General features: G+C 55.9%; 9 protein-coding genes, 2 rRNA genes and 1 pseudogene. 9 read left to right on the top strand and 3 right to left on the bottom strand.

Annotated elements, in window-relative coordinates; all coding sequences use genetic code 11:
• Positions 1–12: 12 nt before the first annotated feature.
• Both AC4ANK_RS17155 and rrf read left to right on the top strand, forming a co-directional pair.
• Positions 13–2,905, top strand: a 23S ribosomal RNA gene (locus AC4ANK_RS17155).
• 160 nt (positions 2,906–3,065) lie between these two features.
• Positions 3,066–3,181: ribosomal RNA gene (rrf, locus tag AC4ANK_RS17150) — 5S ribosomal RNA — on the top strand.
• Positions 3,182–3,311: 130 nt separating this feature from the next.
• On the opposite strand, the gene queD is transcribed toward rrf, so the two are convergent.
• A complete protein-coding gene (queD, locus tag AC4ANK_RS17145; RefSeq protein ID WP_002554029.1) occupies positions 3,312–3,668 on the bottom strand; it encodes a 6-carboxytetrahydropterin synthase QueD in 357 nt (118 codons plus the stop codon).
• Positions 3,669–3,882: 214 nt separating this feature from the next.
• On the opposite strand from queD, the gene AC4ANK_RS17140 reads away from it, so the two are divergent.
• The 7 genes and pseudogenes from AC4ANK_RS17140 to AC4ANK_RS17110 all read left to right on the top strand — a co-directional run bounded on the left by AC4ANK_RS17140 (position 3,883) and on the right by AC4ANK_RS17110 (position 9,502).
• Positions 3,883–4,191, top strand: a complete 309-nt coding sequence (locus AC4ANK_RS17140; protein WP_002554028.1) for a PepSY domain-containing protein — start codon at positions 3,883–3,885, stop codon at positions 4,189–4,191.
• Positions 4,191–4,499 (top strand): PepSY domain-containing protein, encoded by a 309-nt coding sequence (locus AC4ANK_RS17135; protein WP_002554027.1) that lies wholly within the window; start codon positions 4,191–4,193, stop codon positions 4,497–4,499. The genes AC4ANK_RS17140 and AC4ANK_RS17135 overlap by 1 nt, the downstream gene beginning before the upstream one ends.
• The gene (locus tag AC4ANK_RS17130; RefSeq protein WP_002554026.1) at positions 4,499–5,167 is read left to right on the top strand and encodes a response regulator transcription factor; all 669 of its coding nucleotides are present in this window, start codon (positions 4,499–4,501) and stop codon (positions 5,165–5,167) included. Before AC4ANK_RS17135 ends, AC4ANK_RS17130 begins: the two co-directional genes overlap by 1 nt.
• The gene (locus tag AC4ANK_RS17125; RefSeq protein WP_002554025.1) at positions 5,164–6,483 is read left to right on the top strand and encodes a sensor histidine kinase; all 1,320 of its coding nucleotides are present in this window, start codon (positions 5,164–5,166) and stop codon (positions 6,481–6,483) included. Before AC4ANK_RS17130 ends, AC4ANK_RS17125 begins: the two co-directional genes overlap by 4 nt.
• Before the next feature lie 125 nt (positions 6,484–6,608).
• Positions 6,609–7,430, top strand: a pseudogene (locus AC4ANK_RS17120) (cache domain-containing protein); the annotation flags it as partial.
• Positions 7,431–7,445: 15 nt separating this feature from the next.
• Positions 7,446–8,288 carry a methyl-accepting chemotaxis protein gene (locus AC4ANK_RS17115; RefSeq protein ID WP_460414692.1) on the top strand — a complete coding sequence of 281 codons (843 nt, stop codon included), beginning with the start codon at positions 7,446–7,448 and terminating at the stop codon, positions 8,286–8,288.
• Positions 8,289–8,437: 149 nt separating this feature from the next.
• Positions 8,438–9,502 (top strand): AI-2E family transporter, encoded by a 1,065-nt coding sequence (locus tag AC4ANK_RS17110; RefSeq protein ID WP_002554024.1) that lies wholly within the window; start codon positions 8,438–8,440, stop codon positions 9,500–9,502.
• 56 nt (positions 9,503–9,558) lie between these two features.
• Here AC4ANK_RS17110 and nuoN read toward each other — a convergent pair whose 3' ends face one another.
• Together nuoN and nuoM are read right to left on the bottom strand one after the other, a co-directional pair.
• A complete protein-coding gene (gene nuoN, locus AC4ANK_RS17105; RefSeq protein WP_002554023.1) occupies positions 9,559–11,028 on the bottom strand; it encodes an NADH-quinone oxidoreductase subunit NuoN in 1,470 nt (489 codons plus the stop codon).
• Positions 11,029–11,035: 7 nt separating this feature from the next.
• Positions 11,036–12,568, bottom strand: a complete 1,533-nt coding sequence (nuoM, locus tag AC4ANK_RS17100) for an NADH-quinone oxidoreductase subunit M (protein ID WP_002554022.1) — start codon at positions 12,566–12,568, stop codon at positions 11,036–11,038.
• Between the last annotated feature and the right edge of the window lie 27 nt (positions 12,569–12,595).

Below are 12,595 nucleotides of genomic sequence, written 5' to 3'. Positions count from 1 at the left end.
TTGGGGTTATATGGTCAAGTGAAGAAGCGCATACGGTGGATGCCTTGGCAGTCAGAGGCGATGAAAGACGTGGTAGCCTGCGAAAAGCTTCGGGGAGTCGGCAAACAGACTGTGATCCGGAGATGTCTGAATGGGGGAACCCAGCCATCATAAGATGGTTATCTTGTACTGAATACATAGGTGCAAGAAGCGAACCAGGGGAACTGAAACATCTAAGTACCCTGAGGAAAAGAAATCAACCGAGATTCCCTTAGTAGTGGCGAGCGAACGGGGACCAGCCCTTAAGTTGTATTGAGATTAGCGGAACGTTCTGGAAAGGACGGCCATAGTGGGTGATAGCCCTGTACGCGAAAATCCCTTTGCAATGAAATCGAGTAGGACGGGGCACGAGAAACCTTGTCTGAATATGGGGGGACCATCCTCCAAGGCTAAATACTACTGACTGACCGATAGTGAACCAGTACCGTGAGGGAAAGGCGAAAAGAACCGCGGAGAGCGGAGTGAAATAGATCCTGAAACCGTATGCGTACAAGCAGTGGGAGCCCACTTTGTTGGGTGACTGCGTACCTTTTGTATAATGGGTCAGCGACTTATTTTCAGTGGCGAGCTTAACCGAATAGGGGAGGCGTAGCGAAAGCGAGTCTTAATAGGGCGTCTAGTCGCTGGGAATAGACCCGAAACCGGGCGATCTATCCATGGGCAGGTTGAAGGTTGGGTAACACTAACTGGAGGACCGAACCGACTACCGTTGAAAAGTTAGCGGATGACCTGTGGATCGGAGTGAAAGGCTAATCAAGCTCGGAGATAGCTGGTTCTCCTCGAAAGCTATTTAGGTAGCGCCTCATGTATCACTGTAGGGGGTAGAGCACTGTTTCGGCTAGGGGGTCATCCCGACTTACCAAACCGATGCAAACTCCGAATACCTACAAGTGCCGAGCATGGGAGACACACGGCGGGTGCTAACGTCCGTCGTGAAAAGGGAAACAACCCAGACCGTCAGCTAAGGTCCCAAAGTCATGGTTAAGTGGGAAACGATGTGGGAAGGCTTAGACAGCTAGGAGGTTGGCTTAGAAGCAGCCACCCTTTAAAGAAAGCGTAATAGCTCACTAGTCGAGTCGGCCTGCGCGGAAGATGTAACGGGGCTCAAACCATGCACCGAAGCTACGGGTATCATCTTTTGATGATGCGGTAGAGGAGCGTTCTGTAAGCCTGTGAAGGTGAGTTGAGAAGCTTGCTGGAGGTATCAGAAGTGCGAATGCTGACATGAGTAACGACAATGGGTGTGAAAAACACCCACGCCGAAAGACCAAGGTTTCCTGCGCAACGTTAATCGACGCAGGGTTAGTCGGTCCCTAAGGCGAGGCTGAAAAGCGTAGTCGATGGAAAACAGGTTAATATTCCTGTACTTCTGGTTATTGCGATGGAGGGACGGAGAAGGCTAGGCCAGCCTGGCGTTGGTTGTCCAGGTTTAAGGTGGTAGGCTGAGATCTTAGGTAAATCCGGGATCTCAAGGCCGAGAGCTGATGACGAGTGTTCTTTAGAACACGAAGTGGTTGATGCCATGCTTCCAAGAAAAGCTTCTAAGCTTCAGGTAACCAGGAACCGTACCCCAAACCGACACAGGTGGTTGGGTAGAGAATACCAAGGCGCTTGAGAGAACTCGGGTGAAGGAACTAGGCAAAATGGCACCGTAACTTCGGGAGAAGGTGCGCCGGTGAGGGTGAAGCATTTACTGCGTAAGCCCACGCCGGTCGAAGATACCAGGCCGCTGCGACTGTTTATTAAAAACACAGCACTCTGCAAACACGAAAGTGGACGTATAGGGTGTGACGCCTGCCCGGTGCCGGAAGGTTAATTGATGGGGTTAGCGCAAGCGAAGCTCTTGATCGAAGCCCCGGTAAACGGCGGCCGTAACTATAACGGTCCTAAGGTAGCGAAATTCCTTGTCGGGTAAGTTCCGACCTGCACGAATGGCGTAACGATGGCGGCGCTGTCTCCACCCGAGACTCAGTGAAATTGAAATCGCTGTGAAGATGCAGTGTATCCGCGGCTAGACGGAAAGACCCCGTGAACCTTTACTATAGCTTTGCACTGGACTTTGAATTTGCTTGTGTAGGATAGGTGGGAGGCTTTGAAGCGTGGACGCCAGTCTGCGTGGAGCCAACCTTGAAATACCACCCTGGCAACTTTGAGGTTCTAACTCAGGTCCGTTATCCGGATCGAGGACAGTGTATGGTGGGTAGTTTGACTGGGGCGGTCTCCTCCTAAAGAGTAACGGAGGAGTACGAAGGTGCGCTCAGACCGGTCGGAAATCGGTCGTAGAGTATAAAGGCAAAAGCGCGCTTGACTGCGAGACAGACACGTCGAGCAGGTACGAAAGTAGGTCTTAGTGATCCGGTGGTTCTGTATGGAAGGGCCATCGCTCAACGGATAAAAGGTACTCCGGGGATAACAGGCTGATACCGCCCAAGAGTTCATATCGACGGCGGTGTTTGGCACCTCGATGTCGGCTCATCACATCCTGGGGCTGAAGCCGGTCCCAAGGGTATGGCTGTTCGCCATTTAAAGTGGTACGCGAGCTGGGTTTAGAACGTCGTGAGACAGTTCGGTCCCTATCTGCCGTGGACGTTTGAGATTTGAGAGGGGCTGCTCCTAGTACGAGAGGACCGGAGTGGACGAACCTCTGGTGTTCCGGTTGTCACGCCAGTGGCATTGCCGGGTAGCTATGTTCGGAAAAGATAACCGCTGAAAGCATCTAAGCGGGAAACTTGCCTCAAGATGAGATCTCACTGGAACCTTGAGTTCCCTAAAGGGCCGTCGAAGACTACGACGTTGATAGGTTGGGTGTGTAAGCGCTGTGAGGCGTTGAGCTAACCAATACTAATTGCCCGTGAGGCTTGACCATATAACACCCAAGCAATTTGAGTGGACTTCCTGACAGGAGCATCAGATTGCGGTGACTGTGAAGACGACACGAACCGAAAGTTTGCGTCACAAACGCACCGAGCTATCACATACCCGATTTGCTGAAGCGCGCCGCATGGCACGATTCGGTACCCGAATTTCTTGACGACCATAGAACATTGGAACCACCTGATCCCATCCCGAACTCAGCAGTGAAACGATGTATCGCCGATGGTAGTGTGGGGTTTCCCCATGTGAGAGTAGGTCATCGTCAAGATTAAATTCCAGAAACCCTCATCGCTTACGCGTTGAGGGTTTTTGTTTTTGAGGCACGATAAAGTCTTTTTCGTACCGTGCAGATACAAAAAAACCACCTGGTCGAGGTGGTTTTTTATTTTCCGGGAGAATCAATCCCCGCGGTATTCGCACCCGCTGGTGCAGGTCTCATGAATACGAACGGCGGACAGCTCCGGCAGCAGAGGCTTCAGCTCATCCCAGATCCATTTCGCCAGGTTTTCGCTGGTTGGATTCTCAAGGCCGGGGATGTCATTCAGGTAATTATGATCAAGGCGTTCGTACAACGGTTTGAAAATAGCCTTGATTTCCGAAAAGTCGCGGATCCAGCCTGTGTGAGGATCAACCTTGCCAGCCAGATGAATGCCGACACGAAACGAATGGCCGTGCAGACGTCCACACTTGTGACCCTCTGGTACGTGAGGGAGGCGGTGTGCTGACTCGAAGGTAAACTCTTTGAAGATTTCCACTGTGTATTGGCCCCGGAAAAATGGCGATCGCAGACGCGATAAATGCAATCGGCCAGTTTAACAGCAATGGCCTGAAACTCCATGCAGGGCTTGTGTGTGACGATTCCTTCAGATGCGATTGATGGCACTCGGCCAGATCTATTCAGTTTGAGTTAAGTTGTACGGGGTAAGGTAAACGCCATAGAAGCATCGACCGCTATGGACTCCTCCAATAATGAAAACGCTGACAACCCTGCTGGCGGCCCTGACATGTGTTCTGACTTCATGTGTCATCCAGGCGCGTGGTGTCGACCCGCATGAGGTATTGCGCCTCAGTAATGCGGGCACTCTCCAGTCTGCTGAAAAGCTCGATGCTAACGCCCTCAGCAAGCACCCTGGTGCCAGTATTCTTGATACACAGTTCAAGAATATATACGGCAGGTACGTTTACAATGTCGAGCTGCGTGACAAGCACGATATTGAGTGGGTTCTCGAAATAGACGCCGCTACGGGTCAGGTCTACAGGAATCATCAGGATAACTAATGAATGTCGACAAGCGTCTCTGTGTCATCCTTGGTTTGAGTCTGACCTGCTCTTTTGTCTATGCCAGGGATCTGAATCAGGATGAAGCGCTCAGTCTGCGGCAGCGTGGGGTGATACTGCCTCTCGAACAGTTTATCGAGCGCGCGCTGGGTCTTCATCCCGGCGCTCGCCTGCTGGAGGCTGAGCTTGAGGAAAAAAATAACATGTACGTGTATGAATTCGAGTTGCTGACCCCGCAGGGTGTTGTCCGTGAGCTCAAGTTCGATGCGCGCGATAGCCGATTGCTGAAAGACGAGGATGATGACTGATGCGCCTGCTACTGGTTGAAGACCATGTTCCTCTCGCGGATGAGTTACTCGCTGCGCTGGGACGGCAAGGCTATGCAGTCGACTGGCTGGCTGACGGTCGTGACGCGGTTTATCAAGGCGCAACCGAGCCCTACGACCTCATTGTTCTGGATCTGGGGTTGCCCGGCATGCCCGGGCTTGAGGTTCTCCAGCAATGGCGCGGCAAGGGCCTGGCTACCCCCGTACTGATTCTGACGGCACGAGGTTCGTGGTCAGAGCGTATAGAAGGCTTGAAGTCGGGGGCTGACGATTACCTGACCAAACCTTTTCATCCTGAAGAACTACAGTTGCGTATTCAGGCCCTGTTGAGGCGTTCGCACGGGCTTGCCAACCAGCCAACCCTGGAGTCTGCCGGCCTTAATCTGGATGAAGGTCGCCAGAGTGTCAGCCGGGATGGCGTTGATATCCAGCTCACGTCTGCAGAGTTTCGTCTGCTGCGCTATTTCATGCTCCACCCTGGACAGATTCTCTCCAAAAGCCATCTCTCTGAGCACTTGTACGATGGCGAAAACGAGCGTGACTCCAATGTCATCGAGGTCCATGTCAATCACCTGAGGCGCAAACTAGGCCGCGCAGTGGTCGAGACACGCCGTGGCCAAGGCTATCTGTACGGCGGAGCCGGAGGTTGAAATCCATACAACGGCGTCTGAGCCTGGGTCTTATCGCCGTTATGGTCGTTGTTGGCCTGGTGATGGCGCAGACCAGTCTCTGGCTGTTTGAAGTGGGCCTGCAGCGCTATCTGGAGTCGGGCTTACGCAACGAGAGCGAGAACCTGCTGGTGGCGCTGGTCCGAGGTCCTGCCGGGCTGCAACTGGATGACCATCGCTTGTCGGGTGCTTATCAGCGCCCGCTGTCCGGCCACTATTTCCGCATGGACTTGCCGCAGGGCCACTGGCGCTCCCGTTCTTTGTGGGATTTTGAGCTGCCGCAGCCTGGGGTGGGGTTGCACGCTAACCTTGAACTTGGCAAGACCGGGCAGTCGCTGTTGATGCTGACCAGCGAATACCGAAAGTTCGGCAAGCAGATTTCAATTACCGTCGCCCAGGATTACACGCCGGTCAGGGCGAGCTTTCGTCTCATGCAGCAGATCGGGGTTGGGCTCGGGCTCGCAGCGCTGATCCTGGTGCTGGTTTTGCAGCGCATCACTGTACGCAGGGCGCTTCGGCCTCTGGAAACCGTTCGCGAGCAGATCTTCCAGCTTCAACAGGGTCAGCGTTCGCAACTGGACAATCAGGTGCCCCTCGAGCTTGAGCCCCTTGTGGCTCAGATCAACCATCTGCTTGCGCATACTGAAGACAGCCTGAAACGCTCACGCAATGCACTGGGCAATCTGGGGCATGCCTTGAAGACACCGCTTGCGGTATTGCTCAGCCTGGCCCTCAGTGGACAGCTGGACGGCAACCCCGCACTGCGCAAGACGTTGCAGGAGCAATTGGAAAATATCCGTCTGCGTCTGGAGCGTGAACTCAATCGGGCCCGTCTTTCCGGGGACGCGCTGCCCGGAGCCCGTTTCGACTGTGATGCTGAACTGCCCGGGCTGTTTTCCACTTTGGGCATGATTCATGGTGCCCACCTTCATTTGGTCAACGATGTCGAAGCAGGCATGCATCTGCCGTGGGACCGGGAGGATATCCTCGAACTGCTGGGCAACCTTCTGGACAACGCCTGCAAGTGGGCCGACAGCGAAGTGCGTCTGAGCATTCTCAGTCAGGCTCAGGGCTTCAGCCTGCTGGTGGACGATGACGGGCCCGGTATTCCGGAGTCGCAGCGCGCAGAGGTGTTCAGCCGTGGCGCTCGCCTTGACGAGCAGATTACCGGTCATGGCCTTGGCCTGGGGATTGTGCGCGATATCGTCGAGGCCTGGGGCGGCCAACTGCAATTGCAGGAGAGCCCCGCTGGTGGCCTTCGCGTACGCATTGATCTTCCCGAGCGCACCGCTCCATAAGTTGCCAGCCTGTAACTTTCAGAGTCTTCATACAAAAAAATACGCCAGGTCTTAATGTCCGTCGGATGCCGCCGATAGCCTGACAGGTATCTCTGACTCATAAAAATAACCATAAGGCCACTCCTATGCGTCTCAGTCTGAAAGCCAAGGTTCTGTCGCTGGCAGTCCTGCCGGTTCTGATATTTGCGCTGGTGATCAGTGCCACCACGGTGTTCATGCTGCACCGGCAGGCAGAGCGCGAGGTCAGTGATACGCGAGAGCGTTTGCTCTCTGAAGCCAAGGCAACGTTGCAGAACTACGTTGCGATCGCCATGACGGCCATCAAGCCGCTTTACGAGGCTGCAGCGCCGGGTGATGAAACTGCGCGCGCTAATGCGATCAAGCTGCTTTCCTCCATCAGTTATGGCAAGGATGGTTATATCTTTGGCTATGACTCTCAGGTAATCCGGATATTCCGTAGCAACAGTCCTGATGGCGTGGGCAAGAGTTTCAATGACGCCCGCGATGCGAACGGGGTCTACATCAACCGCGAACTGGTGGCGGTCGGCAAGGCGGGCACTCACTATGTGATGTACTCCTCGGCCCTGCCTGGCAAGACTGAACCTGTGCCCAAGATTGGCTACACGGATTATCTGCCGAAGTGGGATCTGATCATCGGTTCTGCCGTCAATATAGACGGCATTGACGCTAAAGTTGCCGAAGTCAGGCAGAATGTCGAAGCGCGCCTGAAGGAAATGCTGTACAGCATTTTGGGTATCACCGTCCTGGTGCTGGTCATCATTGGCGTCATCGGGATATTGATGGCCGGCACTCTGCTACGTCCGCTCGGTTTGATGAAAAACAATCTGGATGACATCGCGGCGGGTGAAGGCGATCTGACTCGGCGTCTGGCCATTACCAGTAATGACGAGCTTGGTGATCTGGCTGGTTCGTTCAACCGGTTTGTCGACAAGATCCACGGTATGGTTCGTCAGGTCAGTGAAATGACCGGGCAACTCAATGGACTGGTCGGAGAAGTGTCATCCCAGGCACAGCGCTCGGAAACCGCCATGGACCGTCAGCGCCACGAAACAGATCAGGTGGCGACCGCAATCAATCAGATGTCGGCTGCGGCTCAAGAGGTCGCCAAGAGCGCGCAGGGTGCCTCCGTGGCTGCTCAGCAGACCGACGAGCAAGGGCACGCCGCCAAGCGCGTTGTGGACGGCAGCATCAGACAGATTCATGCGCTGGTAGACGACATCCGCAAAAGTGGCTCGTCACTGGATGTTCTGCAAAAGGACGTTTCTTCGATCGTCAGCATACTGGGCGTCATTCGCTCTATCGCCGAACAAACCAACCTGCTCGCACTCAATGCCGCCATCGAGGCCGCGAGGGCAGGGGAAGCAGGGCGTGGTTTTGCTGTGGTTGCCGACGAGGTTCGGGCGCTGGCCAGCCGCACCCAGCAAAGCACGCAGGAAATTCAAGGGATGATCGGTCGTCTGCAGCAGGGCACTCAGGAGGCTGTTACGGCAATGCGCCGTTCCAGCGAAGCTGGCGACGGGACCTCTGCGCAAGCCAACGAAGCAGGAACATCGCTGGTGACCATAGGTGAGTTGATCGCGACGATCAATTCGATGAACGCGCAAATTGCCAGCGCAGCCGAAGAGCAAACGGCAGTTGCCGAAGAAATCAATCGCAGTGTTCATCAGATCGCAGGTGCAGTCGAAAGCGTCGCCGACGAAACCCGGCAAAGTGCACAGACCTCACGCAGCCTTGCCGAACTGGGCTCGCGCCTTGACAGTCTGGTCGGCCAATTCCGTGTCTGATGCTTGCGTGGCAGGGGCGCTGATGTCCGCAACAGCCTGCGCCTGCCATCGCGGTCATATTGCCTTCATAGAAGATGGCACTCGTACGTTCAAGTGCTGACTAAGCTGTAGACCGGGCGCGAGGCGCGGTCTACTGACATGGACAGGACATGAACGAAACCACGTTGCAATACAAAACCCTCATTATGCTATTGGTGCTGGTCACCATTGCCTTCATATGGATTCTGCTGCCGTTTTACGGCGCAGTATTCTGGGCGGTCATTCTCGGGATCATCTTTGCGCCTGTGCAGCGCAGGTTGCAGATCAAGTTCAACTGGTCACGCAACCTTACCTCCCTGTGCACCCTGACAATCTGTCTGGTGATTGCGATTCTGCCAGTGATCGTCATCAGCGCCTTGCTGGTTCAGGAGGGCACCACGCTGTACAAGAATGTCGAGAGCGGGCAACTGGATATCGCCGGTTATCTCGCCGAGTTCAAGGACCTGCTGCCGCATTCGATCCAGGCACTGCTCGACCGACTGGGCATGGGCGATCTTGAAGGATTGCGCGACAAGATCACCAAAGGGGCAATGCAGGGCAGTCAGTATCTGGCGACTCAAGCGTTCAGCTTCGGGCAGGGCACCTTCGATTTCGTGGTGAGTGTGTTCATCATGTTGTACCTGCTGTACTTCTTCCTGCGAGATGGGCAGGAGTTGGTACGCAAGATACGTACGGCCTTTCCGTTGGGCGAACAGCAGAAGCGTCGTCTGCAACTCAAGTTCACTCGAGTGGTACGTGCCACGGTCAAGGGCAACGTCGTGGTAGCGGTAACGCAAGGTGCGCTGGGCGGTTTTATCTTCTGGGCGCTGGACATCCCGAGTGCGTTGCTGTGGGCGGTGATCATGGCCTTCCTGTCGCTGTTGCCCGCTGTAGGGGCGGGGATTGTCTGGGCGCCAGTGGCTGTCTACTTCCTGCTCAGTGGCATGATCTGGCAAGGTGTAGTGCTGGGGTTGTTCGGTGTTTTCGTGATCGGTCTGGTGGATAACGTGCTGCGTCCGATCCTGGTGGGCAAGGACACGAAAATGCCGGACTACCTGATCCTGATTTCAACGCTGGGTGGTATGTCGGTCTTTGGTCTGAACGGCTTTGTGATAGGGCCTCTGGTGGCTGCGCTGTTCATCTCCAGCTGGGGTTTGTTCAGCGGTGCCAAGAAGCCGATGAAGCTGCCGGGCTAGTTTTCCAGAGACAAAAAAAACCCTGCTGAATGGCAGGGTTTTTTGTTTCTGGATGATCAGCCTGCTACATGCAGACCGGCATTGACCACCAGATCGAGCAGCGGTTGCGGGTACACACCCAGCACGAATGTCAGGATCGCGACGGCCAGCAGCATAACGCCGCCAGTGCGCTGCGCCCAGTTGATCGCTGCATCGTGGCGTGGAAGCTTGTTGTCGACCAGATACATGGTGACCATCACTCTCAGGTAATAGAACACGCCAATGGCGCTACCGATCACCAGTGCTCCGATAAGCCACCACAGTTGCGACTCGACACCGGTGGCAATGATGTAGAACTTGCCGATGAAGCCTGCGGTAAGCGGGATACCTGCCAGCGACAGCATCATCAGGGTCATGACTGCCGTCAGGTACGGACGACGCCAGAACAGCCCGCGGTATTCGAACATCGCATCGGCATCACGTCCGCTGTAAGGCGAAGACATCATGGTGATCACACCGAAGCTGCCTAGCGAGGTCAGCACGTAAGTTGCCAGATAGACACCAATCGCCTCGACCGCCATGCCTTTGCTGGCCACCAGCGCAATCATCAGGTAACCGAAGTGGGCGATGGAGGAGTAGCCCAGCAGACGCTTGAGGTTGGTCTGAGTCAGCGCCAACAGGTTGCCGACCAGGATCGACGCTACGGCGATGACTGCCAGCACGTCATGCAGTACGCCACTGCTGGCTGCCGGTGAAATCTGGAACAGACGCACCAGCACGGCAAACACTGCCACCTTGCTGGCCGTAGCCAGGAAGGCCGCTACCGGCGCAGGAGCGCCTTCGTAGACGTCCGGTGTCCACAGGTGGAAAGGCACCAGCGACAGTTTGAATGCAAGGCCCACAACCATCATGCCCAGACCCAGGCTGGCAATCGGGCTTGGCATCCCTGTCGCGGCAATGGCTTTACCAATGCCCTCGAAGCTCAGCGAGCCGGCTTCTGCGTACAGCAGCGCCATGCCGAACAGCAGGAACGCTGAACCTGCAGCCGATAGCACCATGTACTTGATGCCGCCTTCCAGCGAACGCTTGTTGAAGAAGGCATACGCCACCAGACCGTAGACCGGCACCGACAGCAGTTCCAGGCCGATGAACAGGCCCGCCAGATGCTGAGCACTGACCAGCACCAGACCACCGGCAGCTGCCAGCAGGATCAGCAGGTAAAGCTCTTCACGATTGCCTGGATAACCTGCCTTGCCGTCACCCAGATAGGCGTGTGCCATGGTCACACAGGCCAGGGTAGAGGCAAGGATGATTGCCATGTAAAGGCAGGCAAAGTTATCGATGTGCAGCAGTGGTGTCACGACCAGTGGGGCAACTTTCAGTGCCGGATAGATCGACAGCAGGGCCAGGTTGAGACCTGCTACTGAAAGCAGGAACGTTTGCGAGTGATTGCGGCGCCATGCGATCGCCAGCATCACCACTACAACGGTGAGGCTGGTGATCAGCAGTGGCGCAAGCGCAATAAAGTGTTGAATCGTCAGGTCCATAGCGCTCTTACCGGGCCGAAGCGAGTTGAGTGAAGGCAGTGCCTAGCCATTGCTGCACGCCGTGCATGGTCGCTGCCGATGTGTCGAGGAACGGCTGCGGGAAAACCCCGAGCACGACCAGCAACACCGCAAGGCCCAGCACCATGATCATTTCACGTCCGTCCATGCCCTTCAGAACCTCGTCGGACTTCGACGGGCCGAAGTAGGCGCGGTGGATCATGATCAGCGAGTAGACAGAGCCGAACACCAGGCCGGAGGTAGCGATCGCCGTGATCCATGGTGAGCTGGCGAAGCTGCCCAGCAGAATCAGGAACTCACCTACGAAGTTACCAGTGCCCGGCAGACCCAGAGAGGCGGCGGCAAAGAACAGGCTGATGGCCGGGATGTAGGCGATACGCGACCACAGGCCGCCCATCTCGCGCATGTCACGAGTATGCAGGCGCTCGTACAGCTGACCACTGAGAATGAACAGTGCCGCAGCCGACAGGCCGTGGGCGATCATCTGGATCAGTACGCCTTGCAGCGCTTGCTGGCTGCCGGAGTAGATGCCGATCAGTACAAAGCCCATGTGCGAGACGCTGGAGAACGCGATCAGGCGCTTGATATCGGTCTGGGCAAACGCCAGGAAAGCGCCGTAGAAGATACCGACCAGGCCCAGCGTCATTGCAATCGGTGCGAACTCGGCCGATGCGTTGGGGAACAGCGGAAGGGCAAAGCGCAGCAGACCGTAAGCCGCCGTCTTCAGCAGGATACCCGCCAGGTCGACGGAGCCTGCAGTCGGTGCCTGGGCATGCGCATCCGGCAGCCAGGAGTGCAACGGCACCACCGGCAGCTTCACGGCAAAGGCAATAAAGAAGCCCAGCATCAGGATATATTCGGTACCCGGTGCCAGTTTGGTCTTCAGCAGGTCGGCGTAGGCAAAGGTGATCACGCCGGTCTGATTGAAGTGCACCAGCACCAGACCCAGGATCGCCACCAGCATGATCAGGCCGCTGGCCTGAGTGAAGATGAAGAACTTGGTGGCTGCGTAGATACGGGTTTTCTTCCCATCCGAAGAACTGTGACCCCAGAGCGCGATGAGGAAATACATCGGCACCAGCATCATTTCCCAGAAGAAGAAGAACATGAACAGGTCGATGGCCAGGAACACGCCGACCACACCGCCCAGAATCCACATCAGGTTCAGGTGGAAGAAGCCTACCTTGCGCTGGATTTCCTTCCACGAGCACAGTACCGACAACACGCCGAGCAGGCCGGTCAGCAGGATCATCAGCAAAGACAGGCCATCGAGTGCCAGATGCACGTCGATGCCGAAGCGGGTGATCCACGGGTGGTGGAATTCCAGGGTCCAGGTCGGATCGGCACCCGGCACCGGCGCGTAGCCGAAGTTGCCGGTAGCCCACAGCCAGAGGCCGAGAACCAGTTCCAGGGTCATTGTCAGCAACGCAATCCAGCGCGGCAGGGTAGAGCCGAAGCGCTCACCTAGCCAGCACAGCAGGCCGCCTATGAAGGGGATCAGGATTAGCCAGGGCAGAATCATGACGGGCTCAATTCCTTTCGCAAATTC

Source organism: Pseudomonas sp. Pmew2 (genome assembly GCF_058129885.1).
Note: the sequence above shows the minus strand (reverse complement) of the source record. Positions and strands in the feature narration are given on the sequence as shown.

Excerpts from the sequence above, each read along its gene's own strand:
- AC4ANK_RS17140 (WP_002554028.1), top strand. The coding sequence starts at position 3,883 with ATGAAAACGCTGACAACCCTGCTGGCGGCCCTGACATGTGTTCTGACT.
- AC4ANK_RS17135 (WP_002554027.1), top strand. The coding sequence starts at position 4,191 with ATGAATGTCGACAAGCGTCTCTGTGTCATCCTTGGTTTGAGTCTGACC.
- AC4ANK_RS17130 (WP_002554026.1), top strand. The coding sequence starts at position 4,499 with ATGCGCCTGCTACTGGTTGAAGACCATGTTCCTCTCGCGGATGAGTTA.
- AC4ANK_RS17115 (WP_460414692.1), top strand. The coding sequence starts at position 7,446 with ATGGTTCGTCAGGTCAGTGAAATGACCGGGCAACTCAATGGACTGGTC.
- AC4ANK_RS17110 (WP_002554024.1), top strand. The coding sequence starts at position 8,438 with ATGAACGAAACCACGTTGCAATACAAAACCCTCATTATGCTATTGGTG.
- nuoN (WP_002554023.1), bottom strand. The coding sequence starts at position 11,028 with ATGGACCTGACGATTCAACACTTTATTGCGCTTGCGCCACTGCTGATC.
- nuoM (WP_002554022.1), bottom strand. The coding sequence starts at position 12,568 with ATGATTCTGCCCTGGCTAATCCTGATCCCCTTCATAGGCGGCCTGCTG.